The sequence below is a fragment of the Nostoc sp. genome (assembly GCF_036917455.1).
In the GTDB taxonomy this organism is placed as follows: domain Bacteria; phylum Cyanobacteriota; class Cyanobacteriia; order Cyanobacteriales; family Nostocaceae; genus Nostoc.
On the sequence record NZ_JBALDK010000025.1, the window covers coordinates 24,537 to 51,208 of the forward strand.

Here is a 26,672-nt window from a genome sequence, read left to right on the forward strand (position 1 = left end):
ATATAAATGCTTGATTTTATTTCCTATTTGCTTTTTGCTCAAGCAACGCCTTCTTCAACAACTGAACCCCAGGAAATCTTCATACCCCAGCAAACAAGACCTTTACCCGGACATCTTGATACAATACCAGTATTTAACAGTAATAACCCAGAAGTAGTTCAGAGTGAAGGTATTCTGCTGTCTACATTTCCTCCCCAGGGTAAAAGAGTGCCTAGCGCCCACCTGAACTTTTTATGGAAGGGACGCTTTGATTTCTTTTCTCATCATATTGCTAGAGCCATTGAGACTCCAAATGATTTGCGGACTCTTTATTTGGGGGTGATTGTTTACAATCCTAGCGATCGCTCTGCAACTATAAATATCTTACAAGCCGCCAGTTATGTTAGTCAACCTGATGCACCTTTTCTCAAACTTCCCCCCATGCAGTCAAATAATTCGGGAAACATTTATGCTGGGCCAGGCGATCGCGTTATGAATGATGTGCTGCGAGGAAAACGGCAGTTAGGATGGCCAGCCCAGTTGGTAATTCCACCAAAACAAAGCCGGATGTTAATGAATCATCCAATTCCAGTGCGTCCTTTAACACCGCCATTGAATGGACGTTCTACTTTGTTGCGTTTGTACAGTGATAGTCCAATTTATATGGCGAACTTAGCCATGTTTGCCAAACCCAATCCAGATGCTACTGAACGAGCGCCCACTTTAAAAGAATGGGAAAGCTTGTTAGAAAATGGTGATTTTGCAGGGCCGCGCGAACCTGCTCCTAGTCCTCCAAATAACCTGACAGCGACAGCAGAAATTTACGGTCGGGTAGCGGCGGTAGCTGTTGGCTCTCGTTGGCAAGCACGAGTTACCAACTCCAATAGTTCATACCTGACAATTCCCGCTTCAGGACAAGCTTTTTCATACGGTTTAAGTACCCTTTTGGCAGGTAAAATGGGTACTGGACAAAACCAAACTGCCAAACTCGCGGTGCGTTATCCTGGTACTGCTTACGAAGCTCACGGCAACTACGGCATTGAATACAACATCTCTCTACCCTTAATCAACAATACGGACAAACTCCAAACTGTAAATGTGCTTTTCCAAACGCCTATCAAAGAAGACGAGTTAAGTAAACCTGGGCTTCGCTTTTTTTCACCACCCCAACCATCCGTCTTTTTTCGAGGCACAGTTCGTATTCGCTACAATGACGATAATGGCTTACCCAGAACCCAATATTGGCATTTAGTTCAACAACGGGGACAGATGGGACAACCGCTTGCTCAATTAAAAATGTCTCCAGGCCAGCTGCGATCGGTAGAAGTGGATTTTCTCTACCCACCAGATGCTACACCCCCTCAAATGTTGACAATTCAAACTGTAGACCAAAAATAAGGCAGAGGGAAGAAGGCAAGACTTACCTAAAAAACGTGTAGAGACACGAAACTTCGCGTCTCTACATAGGTTTATGCTAGGTTAATTGTTTTAGCAAAGTTAGGCAATCACAGTAATATTTGCACTACCAAGCAGTGCGTTATTCGAGAATTGGGCTATTTGAACTTGTGCTGTACCACCTAATCCATCTTTATCAAAGAATAAGTTACCCGTAGTTTGATTGTAGATGAAGCGATCGCTTGCGGTTGTAGCGATCGTACCAAGTCGGAACAAGCTCGGATCGAGTGTTGTATCCTGAGCTTGGCTCAGTCCAAATTCCGCCTTAGAAATGAAGATAGTATCATCAGCACCAGTAAAATCGGTAATTGTATCATAGCCTCCAGTGCGGGTATCAGTCAGATATAAGCTATCTCGACCAGCTCCACCAGTCAGCGTATCTTTACCAACTCCACCATAGAGGCTATCATCACCTATACCGCCTACTAAGCTGTCATTACCCAAATTACCAAAGAGGCGATCGTTACCATCTCCTCCGCTCAAGGTGTTAGCACCAGTATTTCCCATCAGGATGTTATTAAAGCTGTTACCAGTACCAGTGATTGCTCCGGTTCCAGTCAAGGTCAAGTTCTCCAGGTTATCTCCCAACACCCAACTCACCGAAGAGTTAACTAAATCAGTGCCTGCATTTAAGCCTTCAGTAATAATATCGCTGAGGTTGTCTACCGTGTAAATGTCATTACCATCTCCACCATTGAGACTATCAATCCCTGCACCTCCATCCAAAGTGTCATCGCCTGTACCGCCTAACAAGGTGTCATTACCTGAGCTACCAAAGAGACTATCCTTACCATCTCCTCCAGTCAAAGTGTTCGCACTACCATTTCCAATCAGAATGTTATCAAGGCTGTTACCAGTACCAATTGTCGCACTTCCAGTCAGAGTCAAGTTCTCCAGGTTATCTCCCAATACCCAACTCACCGAAGACTTAACTAAATCTATGCCTGCATTTAAGCCTTCAGCGATCGTATCCTTCAGGTTGTCTATGGTGTAAGTATCATTGCCGGCTCCACCATTGAGACTATCAATCCCTGCACCTCCATCCAAAGTGTCATCGCCTGCACCACCAATTAGGCTATCATTGCCTGCACCACCAATTAAGCTATCATTGCCATCTCCTCCGCTCAAGATGTTAGCACCAGTATTTCCAATCAGTACGTTATCAAGGTTGTTACCAGTACCATTAATTACCCCGCTTCCAGTCAGGGTCAACTTCTCCACGTTATCTGCCAACACAAAACTCACCGAAGACTTAACTAAATCTATGCCTGCATTCAAGCCTTCAGTAACAGTATCGTTCAGGTTGTCTACGGTGTAAACATCATTGCCGGCTCCACCATTGAGACTATCGGCTCCCAAACCTCCATCCAAAGTATCATCGCCTGCACCGCCCAATAAGGTGTCATTACCTGAGCTACCAAAGAGGCTATCATTGCCATCTCCTCCGCTCAAGATGTTAGCACCAGTATTTCCAATCAGGATGTTCTTAAGGCTATTACCAGTACCATTGATTGCGTCGGTTCCGGTCAGGGTCAAGTTCTCCACGTTATCTGCCAACACAAAACTCACCGAAGACTTAACTAAATCTGTGCCTGCATTTAAGCCTTCAGTAATTGTATCGCTGGGGTTATCTACGATGTAAATATCATTGCCGATTCCACCATTAAGACTATCTGCTCCTAAACCTCCATCCAAGGTGTCATTACCTGCACCGCCCAACAAGGTGTCATTACCTGCACCACCAATCAGATTATCGTTACCATCTCCTCCGCTCAAGATGTTAGCGGCAGTATTTCCAGTCAAGATATTATTAAGGCTGTTACCAGTACCATTAATTGTGTCGGTTCCAGTTAAGGTCAAATTCTCCAGGTTATTTCCCAACACCCAACTCACTGAAGACTTGACTAAATCTGTGCCTGCATTTAAGCCTTCAGTAATAGTGTCACCGATGCTGTCCACAATATAAGTGTCATTGCCTTTACCACCAATGAGGCTATCGTTGCCTGTACCACCATCTAAGGAATCATTGCCGTCACCACCATCGAGTGTGTCACTATCACCTAATCCTTGGAGCGTGTCATTGCCCAGCAATCCTGAGATGCTATCGCCGTTCACCGTACCAGTCAGGTTATCTGCACCTGAAGTGCCATTAATCGGAGGGGTGATTTCATTAATAGTCAAGTTGACAGTAGCAGTGCTACTGCCTCCATGCCCATCACTTATGGTGTAAGTAAAGCCGTCAGAGCCATAATAGTTTTGGCCAGGCGTATAAGTGTAAGTACCATTGTTGTTGTTAACTAAGCTTCCTTGGCTAGGTTGGGTGAAGCTAGTAATGCTCAATACGTCACTAATATCAACATCTGTATCATTGCTTAACAGACTAGTAGCGCTAATGACAAAGGGTGTGTTTTTGTTTGTGGTGATTTTGTCGTTAACAGCGACGGGAGCATCATTCACCGCCGTAATATTAATATTGCGGGTAACGCCAGTACTATTAACAGTCCCATCATTGACGATAAAGCTGACGGTACGAGGTGTAGTACTGGGATTGTCGCTACTGTTGGTATAAGTAATAGATTGCAGTGCGGTTTGATAGTTAGCGACGGTGGCACTGCCAGTTAAGGTTAAAACACCTGTGCTGCTGTTGTAGCTGCCAATAATTCCATTTTGGTTGGTGAAGCCGAGGGTGTCTTGAGCAGAGACAAAACCACTGGTAATGCTGACGGTAGCACTAGCCAGGTTAGGGGAGTCTACGTCGCTAACGGTGATACCTGAGTCAATAAGTGTAGTAGCATTCTCAGTGTATACTAGGGCAGAATTGGTGGCAGTAGCAACGGGTGCATTATTAACTGCCGTAATATTAATATTGCGCGTAATGGCGGTACTATTAGCAGTCCCATCATTGACGATAAAGCTGACAGTACGAGTTGTGGTACTGGGGTTATCACTGCTGTTGGTATAAGTAATGGAACGCAGTGCAGTTTGATAATTAGCAAGGCTGGAACTACCTGTTAAGGTTAAGACACCTGTATTGCTGTTATAGTTGCCCGTAATCCCATTTTGGTTGGTGAAGGCGAGAACGTCTTGAGTAGAGATGAAGCCACTGCTAATGCTGACACTGGCACTAACTAGGTTAGGGGAGTCTGCATCGCTGACGGTGATGCCTGAGTCAATAACTGTAGTGGCTTTCTCGGTGTATGTCAGGGCAGCGTTAGTGCCAGTTGCAACGGGTACATCATTCACCGCCGTAACATTAATATTGCGGGTAAGGGCAGTACTACTAGCAGTCCCATCATTAACTATAAAGCTGACGGTACGAGGTGTAGTATCGGGGTTATCACTGCTGTTGGTATAAGTGATGGAACGAAGTGCAGTTTGATAGTTAGCAACGCTGGAACTGCCAGTTAAGGTTAAGACACCTGTGCTGCTGTTGTAGCTGCCCGTAATCCCATTTTGGTCGGTGAAGGCGAGAATATCTTGAGCAGAAACAAAACCACTGCTAATGCTGACGGTGGCACTAGCCAGGTTGGGAGAGTCTGTATCACTGACGGTAATGTTTGAGTCAATAGCTGTAATGGCGTTTTCGGTGTAGCCCAGGGCAGAGGCAGAAGTAGAGGTAATTGTCGGGGGAATAGAGCCGTTGTAGACTTGGGCATATATCCCATTGTTAGACCCATCTTGACCAAGGCTTTGCCAAGCAATGACATACTCCCCATTAGCAGCGAGTGCTACTGTGGAGTAACTTTGAAAGCTATCGGTATAGGTATTGACTCTGAATTCGTTTCCTTGGGCTACCCCGGCACTGTTGTAGCGTTGGGCATATATCCCCTCGCTAGAGCCGTCTTCACCATTGCTAGTCCAGGAAATGACAAAGTCTCCATTATTGGCATTTATCGCTATTGTGGGGTTATCTTGACTGCTGGTGGTGTAAGTATTGACTTTGAATTCGTTTCCTTGAGCTACCCCGGCACTGCTGTATCGTTGGGCATATATGCCATAGCTAGCCCCGTCTTGACCAAGGCTTTGCCAGGAAATGACAAAGTTTCCAGTAGCATCCATTGCTACTGTGGAGTTGGTTTGATTCTTGGTGGTATAAGTATTGACTTTGAATTCGTTTCCTTGAGCTACCCCTGAACTGTTGTAGCGTTGGGCATATATCCCATAGTAAGAATCGTCCTGATAATAGCTTTGCCAGGAAATTACAAAGTCCCCAGCAGCATCCATCGCTACTGTGGGGTTAATTTGATTGTCGGCAGTATAAGTATTGACTTTGAATTCGTTTCCTTGAGCTACCCCGGCACTGTTGTAGCGTTGGGCATATATCCCAGTGCCAGACCCGTCTTGGCTTTGCCAGGAAATGACAAAGTCCCCAGTGGCATCTATCGCTACTGTAGGGTTGATTTGATCGCCAATGGTGGAGGTATTGACTTTGAATTCGTTTCCTTGAGCTACCCCGGTACTATTGTAGCGTTGGGCATATATCCCATTGCCAGAACCGTCTTGACCAAGGCTTTGCCAGGAAATAACAAAGTCTCCAGCGGCATCCATCGCTATTGTCGGGTTGATTTGATCGGCGGTGGTGGAGGTATTGACTTTGAATTCGTTTCCTTGAGCTAGCCCGGCACTGTTGTAGCGTTGGGCATATATCCCATTGCCAGACCCATCTTGACCATAGCTAGTCCAGGAAATAACAAAGTCCCCAGTGGCATCTATCGCTACTGTGGGGTTAACTTGCTCGTTGCTGGTGTAAGTATTAACTTGGAATTCAGTCATGAAAAAACCTCTGAAAAAAACTAAAAGTTTGATTTCAACAATTACGCTCTGATTAAGCAGACTCTTTAATAGACCTCTTGCAAAAATCCTTGAATCACCCCTCCCCAACCCTCCCCTTCACAAAGGGAGGGCCCAAGATTTGAAGTTTCCCCCCAATATATCGGGGAGATTAAGGGGGGTCTATTCGACTTATGCAAGAGGTCTAATCATTCGGAATCACTGCACTTGGTCGCAGCCAGTAGTTCAACTCTGGAGCGGTAAACGCTTGGCGGGTTTCTTTTCGTTCCTGATTTAAAACCATCGGACGCTGTACACCAGCAAGAAACTGCACATCATAAAGTTCTTGGCAGCCTGCGGTGAATTTCAGCATCCCTACCTGCTGCCCATTTCGTAAATCCACTACTGCCACACCACATAGCAACTGCTCAAAGCGTTGGGCAATAGGCAACCCCCCAAAAATATGCTGTTCCCGAATCTGGCAAAGTCCGACTAGGGCGTAATATCCCACGCAGCACAACCCTCGCAGAAATCCAGGGAGTACACAGACTACCTGTTTGTCCCCTGATTCTGGATGAATGCGCCATATTTCCCCAGCACCAGAATTGAGCAACCACAAAAACCCGTCATGCCAGATTGGGGAATGGGGCATTGATAATCCATCTACAATAATTTCATTGCTCTCTACTTCCACAACGACCCCACCGTTGGCTTTACCTGGTCGCCACCCGCCGACGGTATCTGTCGCACCAAGGGCAGTCACATACTTGGGGTTGCCATTTACCATTGCCAATCCATTCAGGTGGCAACGGTCTTCTGGTACTACTTGGGAAATAAATTTGGGATGCCAGCGCGGTACAAAGCTAAAGTCTGGACTCAAGGCAGAGAGACAGGAAAAGCGGGTGTTGACAATCCATAGTCCTTCTCTGCCAAATTCTAGGTCGTGAATGTTCAAGTCGCCTGTGAAGTATGCCATCCGTGGTAGGTAGAGGGCATCGTAGCGTCCGGGCTGGTCTTCTAAAAACTCATAAGCTAATGCAGGGGCATTGGTTAACAAACAGACTTCGTGATGGCTAGCCAGTGCTAGACGCGAACCATTCACTGCTAACCCCATTGGTTTAGAAAATTGGCGTAACAGCATGGTTATCTGTTGTCCATTCCAGCCCACAACTGCTAGTTTCCCGGCTTGGTAGGTGGTGATGGCAACTGAGCCTCCTGCTTGACTTAGCCAGGAGATAAATCCGCGATCGGCATCACACTGAATGAAGTTATTCTGTTCTGGGGCAGTAGTGGTAGAGGTGGCTAACATAAATAAGTTGAATTAAATTTCAAATTTTGTCGGGGAAATTTGGATTTAGTTGAATACAAAAAAAGAGTCAGTGGCTCTAGCCTTTAAAATTGAGCGATAAATCGCTCACTATGAATCGTGAAAAACTAATGACACTGAATAGTATTGGTAAGGTGAAGTTTGAAGGGGAATCAACCACAGAGGCACAGAGAACACAGAATCAGAGGAAAAAAGATGTTTAAGAAGTATCTCACTCAGCAAACTTGCCTTCATAGACTACTAAGCGTGTCATTATTGTCAATAAACAAGCCTGTACTAGAAACACACCTAATCGCCCCCAAACAAAAAGTCACGCCGCTATAAAGCTAAAGCTGCACTGGATTTAATCTTTGTAAACATTTTGAACTTAGTTTTTTTATAATTTCTTAATGGTAAATTTTATTTAGTATTGTATTGTCATAATAAAGACTATTTTTTTAAATAAAATCTGTATATGTACTGAATATAAAACTTATTCAAAACTTTAATAATTTGCAGCCTACCTCAGCAGTTTTCTTGGTATGTCAAGAAGCATTAGGCTTGAGAAAGTTGTAGGTGTGACATTGCCAACTGGTATATTAGGTATTGAGCCGAGATCCGTATAAGTGCAATAAATAAGCTTGAAATTAGTGAAAAGAAAGTAATAAATACTACAACAAGTACTAAGCAATGTCTGAAATCTCTGCTCAAAAAGGATTATAAATAAAATTGCTATTTAACCTGAAATTATCCAAAAAAGCTTTTTTGGACGTGCTATTTGAAGTGGACTGCGGAGGGAGGATGAGACAAGAAGAGTATGGTGTGACAGTATGGTTTACTGGTCTCAGTGGTGCAGGGAAAACTACTATCTGTCAATTTGTGGAGAAGGAACTGCGGATACAGGGCTACAGAGTTGAAGTTCTGGATGGCGATGCGGTGCGTCAGAATCTATGCAAAGGGTTGGGTTTCAGTAAAGAAGATCGAGAAGAGAATATTCGGCGCATTGGCTTTGTGGCTCATCTTCTTGCCAGAAATAATGTAATTGTATTGGTTTCGACCATTTCTCCTTACCGCCAAATTCGAGAAGAAGTGCGCCAAAATATTCCATATTTCATTGAAGTTTACGTCAATGCATCATTAGAAGTTTGTGAACAGCGAGACGTAAAAGGCTTATATAAAAAAGCCAGATCTGGGGAGATTAAGCACTTCACTGGTATTGACGATCTGTATGAAATACCACTTCATTCTGAAGTTGAATGCAAGACTAACCAAGAAAGTGTTGTTCAAAGTGCAACTAAGGTTTTAGAAAAGCTGGAAGAGTTGGGTTACATAGTTGCTAATGTTAATGAGTTATGAGTTAAAGAAAGTTTTTAACTCATAACTCTTACTAGGATGCCAATAATTGCCGGATCAATCTGGCTACAGCTTTTTGTGTGAAGCGATTGGCAATTTGTTGACCTAAACGTTGTACATCGGAATTTACCAACAACTGGGAAATTTGGGATGCAAGTTGTAGTGGGTCAAAACCTCGTGTTTCTTGGAGAATACCTAATATACGTTTGATATGTTCCAAAGTTTGTTGTTGCTCAACTGTCGCTGCTGGAGTTTCATTAACTGCTGTCAATCCTACCCGTTTTCGCAAGAGGGAGGTAAAGTTATGCAAAACATTTTTACCTAAAGCATCGAGTCCATTAACAGATTCATCTACTAACTTGTCACGAATGAAAGCACCGCGTTCAGATGATAGAAATTCTATGCCTTGGTTCAGTACTAAGTTAAAGTCGTAGTCTTGACTATTACGCGCATTACGTAACAAGTTTTCTAAGCGATTCCAACGAAATCTACCATCTTTAAATAGCAAATCTTGCAATGATGCTCTTAATTGCGGTGCTGTGTCTGTTAACAGGCGTTTGGAAACGTAGGGATAAGCTTCGCTGAGGACTTTAAAGTTGGGATCTATAAATATTGCAATCCCTTCGAGGGTAACAAGGGAGCGAATAATTAAGGCGTAGTAGGGCGGTACGCGGAAAGGATACTCATACATCAAAGCCGATAATTCATCGGTGATGCTTTTAATATTAAGGTCAGCAACACTGGCTCCTTGGGCATCAGCAAAGACTCTGGCAAAAGCTGGGATAATTGGTGTTAAATCGGTTTCTGGTGATAGGAAATCTAATTTAACGTAGTCTTTTGCTAAACCTTCAAAGTCACGGTTGACGACGTGGACGATCGCTTCAATTAAACCATAACGCTGTGGTGGCTTAATCTCGCTCATCATTCCGAAGTCAAGATAAGCTAATTTGCCATCTGGTGTTGCTAATAAATTACCAGGGTGAGGATCGGCGTGGAAAAACCCATGTTCTAGTAACTGGCGCAAAGAACACTGAACACCCACTTCAATTAAATAACGAGCATCTATGCCTTGGGCGCTAATTTCTGCTGTCTGGGTTAATTTAATACCATTAATCCATTCCATCGTCAATACACGACGATTGGTATATTCCCAGTAAATTTTTGGTACGTAGATGTCTTTTATGTGACCGTATAACTCGAAAAATCTTTCAGCATTTTCACCTTCATGGATGTAGTCCATCTCTTCAAAGATGCGATCGCCTAATTCATCAAGAATCCCAACTAAGTCACTTCTTACCCGTTTGACTTTTTTCTGCACCCAAGCGGCGATATTACGTAAAAGATACAAGTCAATAGCGATTCGTTCTCTTAAGTCAGGACGTTGGACTTTTACAGCGACTTCTTCACCTGTTTTTAGCTTACCTTTGTAGACTTGTCCCAAGGAAGCCGCAGCAATTGGCTGGGCGGAGAGTTCGGCGTAAACCTCTTCTGGAGGTGCGCCTAGTTCTTCCTGGATAAACTGGTAAGCAAGTTCGTTGGGAAAAGGTGGTAATTGGTCTTGTAGCTTGGTTAATTCTTCTAGGTATACGGTAGGAACTAGATCCGGTCTAGTGGATAAAGCTTGACCAATTTTAATGTAAGCAGGCCCCAGTTTGGTCAGCAATTCTCGTAGCTGAGTGGCTCGGCGGCGGTCATTTTTGACGACAATTCCCCGTTTACTATCCGACCACAACCCAAAAACAAAGGATAAAGTTGGCCCCAACACGGCAAAAATCCGCCGTAAAACTTCCAAGGGTCTGTTTTGGTAATGTGCCGCTATGCCCACAGGATCGTAAAGCATCTCTGGTTGGGCAGATGTCCTCACCTTTTGGGCTGCTAATAGTCCTGGCGAGCGCACAACTAAGTTTGGTGTACCATTTTCTTCTGGCACTATATCTATAATATCCAGTTCACCTCGGCTATCTGTGCCGTTGTGACTGTCCTCCTGAATCGGTCGGGAACTAGGGGGAAGTGTCTTAACAATCATGAAAAAGGCCACCAGTCAGAACGATCACATTAAGGATTGTAACAATATCTTTACGAATTGGGAATTGAGAATTGACAAAAGCAGAGGGGAAAACTAATCTCCCTGCCCCCTTGCTTCTTCCCCATTCCCCATTTTCTAAAGGTTTGTTACACTTAAACGGGCATACTAGTTCAATAATATTAGGTATTGCTAGTTGCTGAAATATCATACCTATTGTCCTGTAAATTAGAAGTGTTCGGCATCTGCCCTTATGGAGAATTTGGCTTGATGTTGCTTTGTCTGCGAATTGAAAACTTTGCCCTAATCGACCAACTGGAATTGGAATTTGGCGCTGGACTAAATGTGCTTACAGGTGAAACCGGCGCTGGAAAATCGATTATTTTGGATGCCATTGATGCTGCTTTAGGCGGTAAAGTCTCTAGTCGAGTGATTCGCACAGGGACGAGTCGCGCAATGGTAGAAGCGACTTTCACCTCAAATGCCCCCTTAGCCGCTTGGTTGACCGAACAAGAAATAGATTTGCTTGATGAAAATTCCGTAGTTATTAGCCGAGAAATCACAGCTACTGCTAGTAATATCCGCAGTCGATCGCGGGTAAATGGTGTGTTGGTAAATCGGCAGATTATGGGAGGAATGCGCGATCGCTTGGTGGAAATCACGGCTCAAGGTCAAACGGTACAAGTAGGACAATCTGCTCAAGTTCGCGACTGGTTAGATTTATATGGCGGCGACTCTCTAATGCAACAGCGCCATAAAGTTGCCACAAATTTCAGTGCTTACCAACAGGCGCATTTAGCATTAGAAAAACGCCGGACATCGGAACGGGAACGGTTACAACAACTTGATTTACTCGCTTATCAAGTGCAGGAATTGGGAGCAGCTAATCTGTGCGAACCTAATGAGTTGGAACAGTTGGGACAAGAACGGGAACGCCTGAATCATGTCGTAGATTTGCAACAGATGAGTTACAAGGTCTATCAGGCTTTGTATCAAAACGATAATGAAACTCCAGCCGCAGCAGATTTACTGGGAGATAGTGAGACGACATTAAATGACATGGTGGAGTACGATACTCAACTTCAATACCTTTTGGAATTGGTTAGGGACGCGCAAGCTGCTGTAACGGAAGTGGGAAGGCAGATTAATGCTTATGGGGATGGTTTGGAAGCCGATCCGCAGCGATTGGAAGAGGTGGAAGAACGAATTCAGGAATTAAAGCAAATTTGCCGGAAGTATGGGCCGACAATTACAGAAGCGATCGCTTATTACCAACGTATCCAAGAGGAATTAGCCCAACTTAACGATAGCGAACAATCTATTGAAAAACTAGAACAGCAAGAAAAGGCGTGTTTTGAAAAGCTTACCCAATCAAGTAATCAGTTAACTCAACTGCGGAGTAAGGCGGCTGCTAATTTAGAATCACGTTTGATAGCTGAACTCAAGCCTTTAGCGATGGAAAAGGTGAAGTTTCTAGTTGAGATAGTACCTGCTTTCCCCACTGCTATGGGAGCAGATAAAATTACCTTTATGTTTAGTTCCAACCCTGGAGAACCACTGCAACCTCTAACAGAAGTTGCTTCTGGTGGGGAAATGAGCCGCTTTTTACTGGCGCTGAAAGCTTGTTTTTCTCAGGTTGATGCGGCTGGAACTATGGTATTTGATGAAATTGATGTTGGGGTTTCGGGAAGAGTCGCCCAAGCGATCGCGGAAAAATTACACCAGCTAAGTCAACGCAACCAAGTATTGTGTGTTACCCACCAGCCTTTAGTTGCAGCAATGGCCGATCGCCATTTCCGGGTGGATAAGCAAACTATAAATCAAGGCAAAGGTAAAAAAGCTAACAATGAAAATGGTGAACAGCGTACTGTTGTGAGAGTTACTACCTTAGATAATTTAACCACACGCCGGGAAGAACTAGCACAGTTAGCTGGTGGTAAATCAGCAAGTGATGCGATCGCTTTTGCCGAATCTCTGTTATTGCAAGCTGCTAACCACCGTCAAAAAATTAAAAATTAAATCATAAATCTACACTGTTGATCCATCTAGTAATGACTGACCGAGATAACCTCCTTCAGCTTTGACACCAGGTAAAGCGAAGAAATATCCACCACCAATAGGGCGAATATACTCCTCCAAAGGTTCCCCACTTAAGCGATTTTGCACCGTCACAAAGCCCTTTTCTAGGTCAGCCTGAAAACAGACAAACAACAAACCCATATCTAAATGTCCAGATTTGTCAAACCCGCGTGAATAGTTGAAACCACGCCGCAGAATCAAACCTAACTCTGATTTGCGGGGATTAGCAAGGCGGATATGAGCATCTAAAGGGATTTGTTGACCTTTGGGATCTTGAGCATAATTGGGAATATCTTTCTCGTGGTTCATCCCCAAGGGTGCGCCAGAGTCCTTACTACGCCCAATAATTGTCTGTTGCTCTTGTAGTGGTGTCCGATCCCAGCGTTCGACTAAGTTGCGAATTACCCGCACCACTTGATAGCTTCCCCCTGCTGTCCAAGCTGGTTCGCCATTGTTTGGCCTTACCCAAACAATCCGGTTCATCAATTTATCATCGCTAGCATCTAAATTTGCAGTGCCATCTTTAAAACCAAGCAGGTTACGCACTGTGGTTTTGCCAAGCTTTTTATGAGTATTAGGTGGTAAAAACCCCTCTATTTGCCAACGCAGAGTTAGCAAATCAGGCAGATTCTTAATAATATCCCGCAAAGCATGGATATTCGCTTCTTCTGTGTTGGCACAAAATTGCAGCAGTATATCTCCATGACACAAATCCGGGTCAAGTTGGTCATTGGAAAAACCTGGCATAGTGTTTAACCGTTTGGGTTTCAAGTTGCCAAGTCCAAAACGGTTATCGAAAAGCGAGTCACCTACTGCTAGGGTGATGGTGAGATTATCGGGAACCACTACAGACCCTAGAATTCCCGAATCATTGGGTGGAAATTTGGGGTCGCGGAGCTTGGGTGTTCCCCCTGCCATGAGAAACTGAATGCGATCGCTCAGAGTTTGAAACAACCGCACCAAATCCGCTTTCGTTCTAGCTGTTGTGTCAAATGCCACCATCAGGGCAGAAGCTGGGACAGGGGTAATAATACCTGCTTGGTGAATACCAAAAAATGGCACAGTCTCCTCAGATGGGTCTTCAGCAGTTTCCGAAAAAGTGCGATAACCCAAACTGGTCAAAGCTGCTACTCCACCGGCTGCTGCCATGCCAATCAGCAAATCACGACGGCTGATCCGGGGAGTAATGCGTAAACTTGGTTGTTCCGAACTAGACATAGTTTACTGTTGTGGGAATTATGCAAAAATTTAATTAACGCCCAAAGTGCCGCGCAGTTGAGACAAATCTTCAGAAAGAGCAGCGATCGCTGTTTTCATGTCTTTCTTGTCTGTTTCGCTTACTTTGTCGTAGGTAGCAAAACCACCATCAGGGGTTTTGTATTTTGCAAGTCCTTGATTAACTTTGGTAAAGTTAGCATCCACACGCGCGAGTAAATCTGGGTTGGCTTTTTGGATGACGGGACGCAATAACTCGACAATCTTTTGGGAACCGTCTACATTAGCGCTGAAGTCCCATAGGTCAGTATGGCTGTAACGGTCTTCTTCTCCAGAAATTTTGGTAGCAGCTACTTCTTCAATCAACCCAGCAGCACCGCCAACCATATTTTTTGGTTCAATGGTCAACGTAGCAATGCGCTTTTGTAGTTCCAGTCCATCTTTCTGTAGCTTTTCGGCAAAAGGTTTCATCCCTTTTGTCGTTTTGTCTTGGAATAAAGCTTTCTCTATGCGATGGTATCCAGTGAATTGTGGATCGACCTCTTTTTTAGCAAAGTCATCAGCACGAGAATCCATCGTTTTATCAAGGTCGGAGAACAATTCAGCTATCGGTTCTGCACGTTCCCAATGAACATGGGTAGAGGCATAGAGTTTCTGAGCTTTAGGAAGGTCGCCAGCAATTACGGCATCTGTGAAGGTCTTGTTATCTGCCACCAACTGGTCAGTTTCTTTGGTGACGTAGACTTTGTATTCTGCGATCGCACTGACTAATTGACCCTGATCTACAGTCCCTTTGGCTTGAGAATCTCCACCTGCTTTCACAGTGATTTTCCCTTTGGGATTGCTACGTAAACCGCAAGCCATGTCATATTCACCTGGTTCTAGATTGGTTTTGAGTTTTTGAACGAAGCCAGGAGCAATATTTTCCTTTTCCTCAACGACTTTCACCCCAGACAATATCTCCCACTCCACAGGTTTGCTGCTTTTGTTGGTCAACACAAAACTATTTTGCCCAGATGCTACCGTTAGCTGATTGGGTTCGCAACCTTTATCTGTCACAGCCAAAGCAGTTTCTGCAGAACTGCTGCTAGAAGTATCACTGGCTACTTTCGCCTCTGGAGTACTATTCGCGGAAGTATCGCTTGATTTCTTGGATTCACAGGCGGCTACTGTCAAGGCAATTAGACAGATAATTGTTGAATACTTTAAAACATTTTTCATTGTTGTATTTTCCTAAAAATTATTGAAGTAGCTAAGAATGACTTGCTTTAGTCTTCTGTCTAGCGTTATCCCCTAAGAAGAACAGCGACATGGTAGGAATTAGATAGCCAAGATAGGCGATCGCCTCACTGACAGTAGGGGCATCGTTATATCCAAAAAATCCTGCCAAAAGTGAACCTAGAAACCCGTTATTGGGAATTACTCCACTAGCATCGAATACCACTGTTTGTAGTAAATTCCACACTCCGGCTTCATGAAAAGCTCTCACCCCACTTCCTAAGAGTCCAGCAGCAACCAGGATAATAAAGGCTCCTGTCCATTTAAAAAATCGCCTCAAGTTGATGCGAATACCACCCTGATAGATGCCTACACCAACGGCTAATGCGGCTGCATATCCAAACAATGCTCCCACAGGAGCTTGAATTCCCAAATTTTGCTGAAACGTCGCCAGTAGAAACACTACTGTTTCCAAACCTTCCCGCAGCACTGCAAAAAATGACATCCACACCAGTGCTGTACCCCATTTATCTCCCGACTGAATGGCAGTTTCAATTTGAGACTGTAACTCGCCTTTGATCGAACGAGCCGCACGGCGCATCCAGAAAACCATCCAGGTGAGAACCCCAACTGCGACGATGGAAATTACCCCTTCAAATAGTTCCTGTTGTTTCTGCGGAAACTCCTGACTGGTTATTTGCAAAATAATCCCAGCAGCTAAACAAATAAAAGTCGCTAGTGCGATGCCAATCCAAACTGACTTCATCAAATGGGTACGCCCAGTTTGCTTCAGATAACTGGCAATGATGCCCACGACAAGTGCAGCTTCAACGCCCTCTCGGAACATGATCAAGAAGGGAAAAAGCATGGATAACCTTATTAGTTATAATTACTATTAAATCATCATGAGAATAATAACTTACTTGAGAACATTTGTATACAACTGCAAGTTAAAAAATATCTAAAATCCTGGAAGTATAAATTTCTCGTTGAATTTACAGCCTGTCAAACATTGCAGACTGTAAATTAGTCAATCTATAAAAGAACTCCTATAACCACGAACAACTATAGGAATCCTATTTAATTTATGAAAATTATTGAACCGCTTTCTCTGGGCGACGTTGCGCGTAGCTTGCTTCGATCTAATAGTACGCGGTTGGTTTGATAGAGATGTCGTAGGGGCAATATACAGCAGTATTTCTTTGCATGAAGTACAAAGCTACGGGTTTCGAGGCAGGAGGCAGGAAATAGAAACTCTTTATCTCTAATGCGTGAGTCCGGCATTTTGTACCTAACTTACCTGCAATCTGCTGTATATTATTGGCAGCAATGCTCACCCGACTAATTTGGCTTTCACCACTGCCCGGAATTATCTTCTTGTTGCAAACCTATCAACTGTCGCCGTTTCCAAGCATAGTGAAGAATATTAATTCCAAGTTCCTGGGCTGTACGAATGGTCAATCTGGGTAAATTCAAATCTCTATCCAGTCCCCAAGCAGTTGCTAAATCACCAATTATTAAAATAATTCCACCACCGATTAACAATTTAATTTGCTGTTGATTAACCATTGGCAAGGCAGCAAATAAGAAAGGTTTTGTTCTTAAAGGATGACTCCGTTGCAATTCTTCTAAAGGTCTTAAAGGACTTTCTAACTGTTGTGCTAAGGCTTGAGTACTCTCAATTAAAGCATTAGCATTTGTTGGTGCATCGACGAGAAGCACACCACCCAAATTTAAGTAATTTTTGAGCGATTCAAATTCGAGACTATTTAAAGAAATTGCCTGTCCACCTGTTAGATAAAGGAGGTCATAATCTTGAATATTTTCTCCTAAAGAAACCTGACCTGGTTCATCAGACCCTCGTAAACTGGGATACAGGGGTTCTACTGCTTGTAACAAATACGAAAGGCTGAAAAAATTACGCGCACAATCAGGATCGCTATGAGTCGCCTGTGCCATACACACAAGTGCTTGAGGACGCATTTGTGCCTGACGACGATAACGCAAATCAATGTTGTTATATCCCGGAAAGAAAGCATCCGCAGGTTGGGTAATTTCAGTATGTCCTGGTTGCAGAAGTATCCGACATATTTCTATTTCTGAACTGGCTGGTATGGAGTTTATTTGGTCAATTCGATAGGTTTCTTGAACAATATCTCTTTGCTGTCCACGCCGCAATTCATCAGGATCTACATAGCTAACTACTAAGTAGATCGTGAGTGGTTCAGAACTTACTACTTCTATATCAATGGGAAAATCATAAGAAGTCGGTACAACAATTAGATTACCTGCTAAATCAATGGCAATGCCAGGTTGAATTTGTACCCAACGCCCATCTCGATATCTAGCTTCAACTTGGCTTGGGGCTGTCACATCTCGAACGCCTAAACCGCAGACAATTCCTGGTTGATTTAAACTTTGATATTGAGCATTTTGCCGATTTCGATGATAATCATGGGCTGTGCGCCAGCGTTCCGCATTGATTAGTAAACCGTCTGCGGCTTGTAGGCGTTCAAGGGATTTGATTGGTGGAGGTGGGAAAGGATGGGACATAGCGATTTTAGATTTTGGATTTTAGATTAATAATCTGTTTAATTTTAAAAAATTACGGATTACGAATTATTTAATTAGAGGGATTTTCGATAGATAGTTCATAGGTACAGAAAGCTGGCTTTTCTTGTTCTATTATTCTTTGAATAAGTTGTTCGTTAATAATGCCACTAGAAATGTTGGAACGCAAACGTACTATAAAATGATATGGTTGCCCACCTGCTAAAACTGCATTTCCTAATTGTGCGTCTCCGATAATAAAACTTGGCCCAAAAGGTTCTGTAATACTAATATGTTTATCAGCTTCATTCGGTAAATCTTCGTCTAGCGGTAAACCAGTATAAAGATGTAAGTAGAGACGCAATCCTTTACGAGTTCCGCGCCAGCGATAGAGTTCTACGGCTCGACGAATTAAACGCCGCTGTTGCTGGAGATCCCAAACAGAATCTACTTGCCAAGCAACCCAATGAGCCATAAAGGGTAGTAATGCTTGCGGTGCTGTCAAAGGATCGAGGTTTGCCCACATGACATTGTAACTATCAACTATTGGTTGAAAAGCTTGCTCAAATATTTTCATGAAGCGACCAATAAAGTCTACTTCTCGATACAAAATTGGCAAGAACTCCATGTAGGCGGTGTAGGGACGGATATATAAATCGAAATACTCGCTTCTCTCGATTTGTTCGTTCTCCGTGCCTGAGTCTATATGTAAAGTAATTAGGCTGCGAAAATTGAGTGTTAGTTTATCTTTTTTTCCAGGGGAAATCGCTTCTTGGTCTTCAAAAAATGTGTCAGGAATTGAGAAGTAGAGAACAGCATCCATTTGTCCACGAGGCGGTATTTCACTACCTTCTGTGCCAATTTGACACCACTGGGACGGAAAGTTTCCGTCAACGCTTAAGCTTACCCGCAAAGGACGTTGTTCTAAGTTTTGCACTTGCACAATCATCTCGCTGGGATGTCCAGGATGCAAAAGTAAAGTACGTCCACCTATATCAATATCCGCAGTTGTAAATCCTAAACCCGCCACAGGTAAAGCTTCGGGTATTTGCATTGGCGTTAATTGAATGCTTACAGCCGGACTAGAGCGACTTTGAACCATAGGATTGGGGATTGGGATTGGAGGGCAGGGGAAGCAGGGGAAGCAGGGGAAGCAGGGGAAGCAGGGGAAGCAGGGGAAGCAGGGGAGCAGGGGAGCAGGGGAAGCAGGGGAGCAGAGGAGAAAAGAATTTCTGACTAATGACTAATGACTAATGACTAATTCCGAATTATTTGGATGTCGTGATTTGAACGTAGATTGGTGTCAGCCCAAGAACATATCAAACCTTCCGAGCCTGGGTCAATTAATTGTTCTGGTGATGGTTGTCGTCGCCAATTTTCTCCTTGCTTGCGGATGGGAAACAGTAGGACGGGGCCTAAATGACGCACGCCTGGAGTTTGTTGCAGTAGTGCGACAATATCTGATGTATAAACTGGTCGCCCAAATGGCCAACCTTTGCCGTCCATTCCTCCAGTTAAGGGATTTAAATATTTATACAGTGATATCCTTAAATTCCGGCGAATTTCTTCGCTGGCAAAAGGGTTGTTGTATGCTGGCTCTAAAGCAACTTCTGTCTGTACCGAAACACCTACGTAATTCGGCTCTTGTAATTCTAGTTGTACCCCTAATAACCGTCTTTCATCTAAGTAACTCAAAATTCGCTCTTGCAGGGCGTTACTGAGGGCAAATTCTTCTGGTGCCATACCACCACTTTGAGCGATCGCATCTGTATTTGCGAATGGAACTACAAGTAAACTAACTATACCAGCTTGTCTGCGAGAATTTGCTGGCAAACACCGGACGCGGGCGATCGCACCAGCACCCGCCTGTTGGGTCAAAACTTCAAAATCTTCAGCAGTGACGGCGCGATCGCGCGTGCGGAGGATGCGGGGAGCCTTCATTACAGCCTGTTCTAGCGATTCGGCATCGGCTCCATTGATTGCAGGTACACGATTGACCACACTTGTAATGTAAGGATACGCAGACTTCAAAAACTGGATTGCCCCAATTTGCACATTGCCTTCTCTCCCACCGCCTGTACGATAAGTAACAATTTTAATCTCTGCCCCACGGGGAGGAATCGCCCCATATTGGTGTTCCGACTGGTTATTTTCTAAAACTTGTACAGATGTGTTATCTAGCGATGGTTCTTGAATTCGCGATCGCATCTGGGTATGCTGTTTAAGTTGGCTAGGTTCCCGAATCAACGGCCCAAACTGGATTGTACCAGTGATGGAATCGATGGTGTAATGGAAGTTATGCGGCCCAGAATCAGCAAAATCTCTTACCTCAGTCCACTGCTGAGGCAAACCACCACTGGGAGTAACTAAAATATATTCATTTTCTCGGCGTTCTAAAATTGGTGCTGTTTGTAACTGGAAACTCTGACCAGGTGTACCATCACTAATTCCCAATCGCTCATCTACAATCAGCGTACTGTGACTAGCCCTAACAGTACCGCCAATTGACCGCGCTGCTAAACCAATAATTCTTGGCGGACGATTGTAACCAGATTCATTGGCTTCTGTACTAATAAAGCTACATCGCAACCAGCGACCTCGGTAAGAAGTAAAATTAGCCACAGGCCAAATTTGAGGTAAATGCAAACGTACCTCTGCACCTTGAGACGGGTTTCCACCCTGTTGGGCCATTTCATAAAAACTGAAACCGCGAGTTTTATCATCCGACTCTTGCAATAAAACTGGTTGCCAATTTTCCCCGTCCCAGGCTTCCCACTTGCGGGGTGGTTGATTGGGGTTAATCCCAGCAGGAGTAGCCGCAGCCCCTTGGAAAATAATTTCTAAAACATTAGCATCTAAAGGATCGTCAGAATTAATTGCTAAATAAAAACAGTTACCAGGCTGGGGTTCCTCTTCAAATATTGGTTGTTCATTACCTGTCCAGAAACCGTTAGATTGACGAGTCCATGAAGTTGTGACTCTTTCGCGCAGAGATTGGGGAATATCTTCGGTAGTTTGGGCAGTTAAGAAGTGTTGGATGCGGGGATTGCCGATAATTAGAGGAGCATCTGTACTAAAGGTAATCGCTTCTGTAGTTTCAGTGCGAATAGTTGAGGCTTCTAATCCGGCTGGAATCGTATAGGCTTCGGGTAATGCAGCGCTTAAATAAAAAGTTAATTCCGTGCGGGCTGAGGCGGGAGGCTGAAGACGAATACCCAGTAATTCTAAGAAAGCAACATAATTTTTTCGAGGTACTTGGTTAAATCTGAGTAACATTTGGTCAGTTAACCAAGCAAATAACTCAATTAGCGTAATTCCTGGATCGCTGAGATTGTGGTCTGTCCATTCTGGACAGTAGCGAGGAATACGCATCATACATTCTTCCACCAAATCATCGAAGGCGCGATCGTCTAAGTTAGAAGAAGGTAATTTCGGTAAAAAGTCAAAGTTCACGATTCCTCCCCAGCTGAAACCAAATAATAAGGATAAACAAAACTATAAATATCGGGACTGTCTTTAAGTCGATAATTGATGATGATGTCCACTCTGCCACGCACAGGGTCAGGATCGGTGACAACTTCATCGATAATAATGCGTGGTTCCCAAACTTCTAAAGCTTCCAAAACATAAAGACGGATTCGCAGTAAGGTTTCGCTATTCAAAGGTGCAAATGCCAGTTCCGATAAGCGCGAACCAAAGGTAGGTCGATAAACCCGCTCACCTACTCCCGTGCGGAGGATAATCCAAATAGATTCTTTAACTTTTTGATCTTCACGGCTAAGTTGTATTCCACCTTGCACGCTTAAATCCAGTGGATAAGCCCAACCTGTTCCCAAATAGGCTCGTTCACGACCATAAACCATATCTGGCATATTGATTATATTTATACCTTTAAAGATATCGGCACAGATGGTTTAAGCCTATTCGCCAAAGGTCGAGGATGAAGAGGCGGGGGGGAGGGCAGGGGGAGCAGGGGAAGCAGGGGGAGAGAAAAAAGCTTAACTGAACTGTATTGAATGATTTGTAACTTTAAGACTCATACACGAGTCTTTGATACTCACACGTGCAGTATTCTTCTGCCCAATCTTCTTTATTTCTTCAATCAGCCACCAATCAAAACAGTGGGATTACCTTTGATAATTTTATTCGGTGGCCCTAATGCTTCTATAATAGTGTCGCCCATCCGAGAGGCGGGTAGATTGTTAATCAGCACAGTCTGGCTACCATCAATTACAACCCCAGGGCCGTGAGGAGGTAAGGGTAAAGGTGTAGCGCAATTATGAATATCAGCACCAGCAGCAGCAGCAGCGATCGCACTACCCATAGTAGCTGCTGATGTTGCCTTTGTAGTTTGTTCGGTAGCTAAGGCAGCAGGTGCGCCTGGTGTACCTGCCGCCGCTAGGGTAGCAGCCTCAGCCGCTTGGATAGCTGTATCAGAAGCTGTTTTGGCAGACTGCAAACCTGGTACTGCTGCGGCAAGTACGCCGCGCCACGCAGGTAAAGACCCAATCAACACATTGGGACTACCCGGCCCTCCTGTTAAGACTGGGGGTAAAGGATGCGCTACATTGTCGGTAATTCTTGCTGCTGGTTTACCCATCACAACCTCCTATAGTGTTTTTAATTAGCTGTTTCGCAACTGTACTAGGGCATATTTTCAAACTACTCGTTTAGCCTCCTAATTGTTTAGATCCCCCTAAATTCTCCTTAAAAAGGGGACTTGAAGAGATTCTTAGCCCCCCTAGGGGGGTTGGGGGGATCTAAGACTTTGAAAACACGCCCTAACCCTTTCAAGATGGTTAAAAACAGTTAGTCAAAAAATCCATTTTTAATCTCTTGCCTCTGTGTTCTCTGCGTCTCTGTGGTTAGATAAATTACTTTTAAGCCGCAGAGGCACAGAGAGCGCTGAGAAAAAACATAGAAAATTAAAAATTACAAATTAATTAAGTCGAATCAATGCACCTTTGACTGTAATCGTGCCGTTGGCTGAAATGTCTATATTTCCAGCAGCATCTAATGACATATTACCTGTTGATTTCACCGAGACAGATTTAGCCATATCGTCCATTTTGATTCTATGTCCGCCTTTAGTTTCAATCTCTATGCACCTTTGACTATCATTGAGATATATTTTATGACCGTCTTTAGTTTCTACGCGAATACCTGTTTTACTAGTTCCTTTATCCTCTTCAACAAACTGTAAAACATGACCAACGCGAGTCTTAATGGTGCGTAATCTTACACCACTTGTAACTGAATCACCCACGTTTTCCGGTGGTGCATCCTTCCCGTTCCACACCCCACCAATGACGTAGGGACGGTGAATATCGCCATGTTCAAAACCTACCAAAACTTCATCGTTTACCTCTGGTAAACAGTCGAAGCCTCTGTTTTGACCTGCTCCCACAGAGACAACTCTCGCCCAGTCGCTTGTATGGTCTTCTGTGAGAGTGGGAAACTTAACTTTCACTCTGCCCATTTTCTCTGGGTCTTTATTATCAGTCACAATTCCGACTAATAAAGTCTCAGACGGCTGTAGACGTTTTTCTGGGGATAGAGTTGTGAATAAGTTACCAGAACGGAGTCCCCGCACACTGAAATCAGTTTCATAAACGCGTTGACTGAAGAAATGGCGCGTTTCTGTAACATAATACTTACCACTATAGCGATCGCCCATACCCTCAAGATTAATAACCCGTCCAGGACGAATCTCAGGATTCCCTTCTGATTTTGCATCTGCATAAACAAATTCTCCTCCTAGTTCATCACACAAAGCCTGAGCCATCGTCTCTGCTTGTTTTTTACTAGCAACAGGTTTATCCACGACAATCATTTTGGGAGACTTAAGATTAGAAAATGCATTACTAGTACTACTTCCTAGCTTATTACCTGTCTCGGTTACTTGCTTTTCTTTCTTAGCTGTTCCACTAATCAATTGTTTCTGGGTATAGTCCCAGGCGCGTACTTCCACAGAACTTACTTGTTCAGCACTGGTAACGCGAGTACTAAATTTATTAATATCAACTAGCCATTTTAGTGATAAAGCTCCTTGAGTTTTTGGTTTGCAAAAATTTAGTTTTTCCTCTGTAATAAATAACTCAAACCCAATGCGAGCAGCCCTTTCTCGCAAAAACTCCATATTAGTTTGATTTTCTTGAAAGACGTACTTATGAACTTCACCAGTTGGCTCTATATTGCCAGGTCTTATACCTACTTCTTGAATTATTTTTTTGACTATACCGCTATCAGTTTCATTTAAAAAAGAACGATTATAACGACCTCTGTGCAGACGGTGCGAAATATCATAACCGCGAACAATGATATCAGCTTCAGATTTTTCATTGAAGTGAACCTCCATCGCTGTAATTTCGCCTTCAATAAGAAATTCTCCTACCTCCTCTTGAAAATTATTATCTAGAGTAGTACTAGAAGTAAAACCTAACTTCACTTTTTTTCCAATCTTAAACAACTGCTCATGTCGCCAAGCCTTGTTTTCTGCTCGGTCAGATGCAGGAATATAGCTGTTATGGACTACTAGCGTAAACATTGCTGGTAAATGAAGGCTTTCTTCGATTGTAATTTGCAACAAATCCTTCATTAATTCAGGAGAAGCTGGTTTTCCATCTATCTGTATTTTAGGTTCGCTTAAATAAAGGCTTTTTTTAGGAGGCATAACTATTATTCTATGACTTATGAAATGTTCAGTTCCGCCTTTAATCACAAAGTAAATATTAATTCATCACTTTATTAATTTGTCTTACCTAATTGTTTACCCTTTTTATCTCCCTTACGAGCTTCGTTTTTAGAAGCAGATTCACGCCCTCCAGGAAGGTTATTTTTATCTACTTCTTGTAAGGCTATATCTACCAGTGCCCTGACTGGGGTCCCATCACTCAGAAACATATTTAAAGTGTAAGTTAAACTCGTGATTACACAATAGAAATATTCATTCCCCCAGGTAAATATATAAACAGGTGGGCGTTTATCAGTTGCTTTACTGATAGTTTCCACACCTTTTTTGATATTGTCTATATATTTTTTCATCACCGACTCTTTCGTTTCATAAGTATCATAAAGTAACTGTTTAAGTGTAAACCTGTAAGGCTCAACACCCGAAAAATTTACTTTCGGAAGTAGAGTAGTTCCTCTATTACCATCCTTACTTTCCCACTTAACAGTCCGAGCAAAACTAATATCTGTAGGATTAAACATTAATTCAATATCTGGCGCTTCACCGTTATAAGCAACAAGTTTGGCTTTTTCAAGTTGCGGTTGACGTTTTTGAATAACAATAATTGCTGGACTTGCCATTTGAATATTCTCCAAAAATTAATTATTGAATGTAAATCTACCAAGGTAATCTACCTGAGTAACCGCCATGACGTTCTCGCTCAATTTCTATCCGTTGTCGTAACCTATGATAAATTTCACGCGCTAGAGCTTCCAAATCGGCTGTATCATCTTTTTCATCTCCTTGAAAAGATGAAGATGCACTCTCTATAGTCTCAGTTATCGGTTGTATTTCTCTAGATATATCGGGTAGAGTGACTTCTCCACCATCAGCAAAACCTCTAGGTGAAGGAAAATGTTTGGCAAAAACTTGTGGCGATTCTGAAACATGAGAAAATTCATAATTTTGGCTGCTCAATTCTCCCTCATTAAAGTTAAAGCTAGTAAAATCATCATTATTTTCATTTAGTAAATCTTCCACACTTGACCATTGAGAAGGTGTGTTTGACCATTGGGAAGATGTCTTAGTTGTAGTAGAATTGGCTTTTCGGAAAATCAGGGGAGGCGATGAGTATTGAGGTGAAGATTCACCGACATCTATTGTTTCATTTTGAAGAGGATTAAGCTGTGGAGAATTGAGAATCGAAAGTTTATTTTGATTAATATTCAACCCCAAGGAAGAAGGAATTAAAGAATTAGATATCTCAGGTGAATCAGTCTCAGTACTTTTTAGCTGTAATGAAGTGTCTGAAAAAGAATCGACTTTAGTCGGAGTCTCTAGAGAAGTTATTTCTTCTGGTTCTGTAAAATTGGGTGTCTGTAAACTTGGAAGAATAATATCGTGCGGTGTTCCACCAGTGTTGATGTGATGTAGTAGGGGTAAATTCTTCTGTGCATCCCTGGTATTAATCACAAACTCCCCAGGTGTAAGCATTGCAGGTATTGTATCCGACGGTGCTATCTGCTGGCGATTTTCAACGGGGGAGTCTGTAACATGACCACCAGTAGCATAACCTTTAGGTGCGGGTTTTTGTGCGATCGCATTTTGCTCAACTTTAGGTGCTGTGCTTACCTCATCTTGTGGATAAATTGGGTTTTCTAGAATATCTGCATTATCCCAGGTTAATATTTCAGGATTTTCTGATTCTACTGTTTGTTCATTATCAAGAATTTTTCTAAAAATATTTGCTTCTCCAACAATTTCAGGCGAAGTGGCGGTAATTGTTGGTGCTTCACCAATTTTAGGCGAACTGGCGCTAGCTACCGATGCTTCAATAATTTCAGGTGAAGTGGCGATAATTGTTGGTACTTCAATAATTTCAGGTAAACTGGCCCTTGCTACTGGTACTTCAATAATTTCAGGTGAAGCGGCGATAATTGTTGGTGCTTCACCAATTTTAGGTAAACTGGCCCTTGCTACTGGTACTTCAATAATTTCAGGTGAAGCGGCGATAATTGTTGGTGCTTCACCAATTTTAGGTAAACTGGCCCTTG

General features: G+C 43.2%; 17 protein-coding genes. 3 read left to right on the top strand and 14 right to left on the bottom strand.

From position 1 onward, the window contains the following. The first annotated feature begins 6 nt into the window (after nt 1-6). Nucleotides 7-1,377, top strand: a complete 1,371-nt coding sequence (locus V7K42_RS02785; RefSeq protein ID WP_334913325.1) for a DUF3370 domain-containing protein — start codon at nt 7-9, stop codon at nt 1,375-1,377. 99 nt (nt 1,378-1,476) lie between these two features. On the opposite strand, the gene V7K42_RS02790 is transcribed toward V7K42_RS02785, so the two are convergent. Together V7K42_RS02790 and V7K42_RS02795 are read right to left on the bottom strand one after the other, a co-directional pair. Beyond that, nucleotides 1,477-6,207, bottom strand: coding sequence for a beta strand repeat-containing protein (locus V7K42_RS02790; RefSeq protein WP_334913326.1), 4,731 nt, complete (start codon nt 6,205-6,207; stop codon nt 1,477-1,479). 202 nt (nt 6,208-6,409) lie between these two features. Next, nucleotides 6,410-7,513 (bottom strand): TIGR03032 family protein, encoded by a 1,104-nt coding sequence (locus V7K42_RS02795; RefSeq protein WP_334913328.1) that lies wholly within the window; start codon nt 7,511-7,513, stop codon nt 6,410-6,412. 798 nt (nt 7,514-8,311) lie between these two features. Here V7K42_RS02795 and cysC point away from each other — a divergent pair. Then, nucleotides 8,312-8,866: an adenylyl-sulfate kinase gene (gene cysC, locus V7K42_RS02800; RefSeq protein ID WP_334913330.1), complete on the top strand. Its 555-nt coding sequence runs from the start codon at nt 8,312-8,314 to the stop codon at nt 8,864-8,866. A gap of 31 nt (nt 8,867-8,897) precedes the next feature. On the opposite strand, the gene V7K42_RS02805 is transcribed toward cysC, so the two are convergent. Then, the gene (locus V7K42_RS02805) at nt 8,898-10,889 is read right to left on the bottom strand and encodes an ABC1 kinase family protein (RefSeq protein WP_334913332.1); all 1,992 of its coding nucleotides are present in this window, start codon (nt 10,887-10,889) and stop codon (nt 8,898-8,900) included. 267 nt (nt 10,890-11,156) lie between these two features. On the opposite strand from V7K42_RS02805, the gene recN reads away from it, so the two are divergent. Then, nucleotides 11,157-12,905, top strand: a complete 1,749-nt coding sequence (gene recN, locus V7K42_RS02810) for a DNA repair protein RecN (RefSeq protein ID WP_334913356.1) — start codon at nt 11,157-11,159, stop codon at nt 12,903-12,905. Nucleotides 12,906-12,914: 9 nt separating this feature from the next. Here recN and efeB read toward each other — a convergent pair whose 3' ends face one another. From efeB to V7K42_RS02865, 11 genes are all read right to left on the bottom strand, one after another. Further along, entirely contained in the window at nt 12,915-14,183 is a 1,269-nt protein-coding gene (efeB, locus tag V7K42_RS02815; protein ID WP_334913334.1) for an iron uptake transporter deferrochelatase/peroxidase subunit, read from the bottom strand. Between the two features lie 30 nt (nt 14,184-14,213). Next, nucleotides 14,214-15,401, bottom strand: a complete 1,188-nt coding sequence (gene efeO, locus V7K42_RS02820) for an iron uptake system protein EfeO (protein WP_334913336.1) — start codon at nt 15,399-15,401, stop codon at nt 14,214-14,216. A 31-nt stretch (nt 15,402-15,432) separates the two neighbouring features. Further along, nucleotides 15,433-16,266: an iron uptake transporter permease EfeU gene (efeU, locus tag V7K42_RS02825; protein WP_334913338.1), complete on the bottom strand. Its 834-nt coding sequence runs from the start codon at nt 16,264-16,266 to the stop codon at nt 15,433-15,435. A gap of 485 nt (nt 16,267-16,751) precedes the next feature. Then, a complete protein-coding gene (locus V7K42_RS02830; protein ID WP_334913340.1) occupies nt 16,752-17,951 on the bottom strand; it encodes a DUF4159 domain-containing protein in 1,200 nt (399 codons plus the stop codon). A gap of 70 nt (nt 17,952-18,021) precedes the next feature. Further along, the gene (locus V7K42_RS02835; RefSeq protein ID WP_334913342.1) at nt 18,022-19,050 is read right to left on the bottom strand and encodes a phage tail protein; all 1,029 of its coding nucleotides are present in this window, start codon (nt 19,048-19,050) and stop codon (nt 18,022-18,024) included. Nucleotides 19,051-19,205: 155 nt separating this feature from the next. Then, nucleotides 19,206-21,401 carry a putative baseplate assembly protein gene (locus tag V7K42_RS02840; protein ID WP_334913344.1) on the bottom strand — a complete coding sequence of 732 codons (2,196 nt, stop codon included), beginning with the start codon at nt 21,399-21,401 and terminating at the stop codon, nt 19,206-19,208. Beyond that, on the bottom strand, nt 21,398-21,820 hold the full coding sequence (locus tag V7K42_RS02845; RefSeq protein ID WP_334913346.1) for a GPW/gp25 family protein: 423 nt from the start codon (nt 21,818-21,820) through the stop codon (nt 21,398-21,400). Before V7K42_RS02845 ends, V7K42_RS02840 begins: the two co-directional genes overlap by 4 nt. A 230-nt stretch (nt 21,821-22,050) precedes the next feature. Further along, the gene (locus V7K42_RS02850; RefSeq protein WP_334913348.1) at nt 22,051-22,548 is read right to left on the bottom strand and encodes a PAAR domain-containing protein; all 498 of its coding nucleotides are present in this window, start codon (nt 22,546-22,548) and stop codon (nt 22,051-22,053) included. A gap of 339 nt (nt 22,549-22,887) precedes the next feature. Continuing rightward, nucleotides 22,888-24,621, bottom strand: a complete 1,734-nt coding sequence (locus V7K42_RS02855) for a VgrG-related protein (protein WP_334913350.1) — start codon at nt 24,619-24,621, stop codon at nt 22,888-22,890. 74 nt (nt 24,622-24,695) lie between these two features. Further along, the gene (locus V7K42_RS02860; RefSeq protein ID WP_334913352.1) at nt 24,696-25,259 is read right to left on the bottom strand and encodes a CIS tube protein; all 564 of its coding nucleotides are present in this window, start codon (nt 25,257-25,259) and stop codon (nt 24,696-24,698) included. 37 nt (nt 25,260-25,296) lie between these two features. Then, a partial coding sequence (locus V7K42_RS02865) for a hypothetical protein (RefSeq protein WP_334913354.1) occupies nt 25,297-26,672 on the bottom strand: 1,376 nt, incomplete at its 5' end.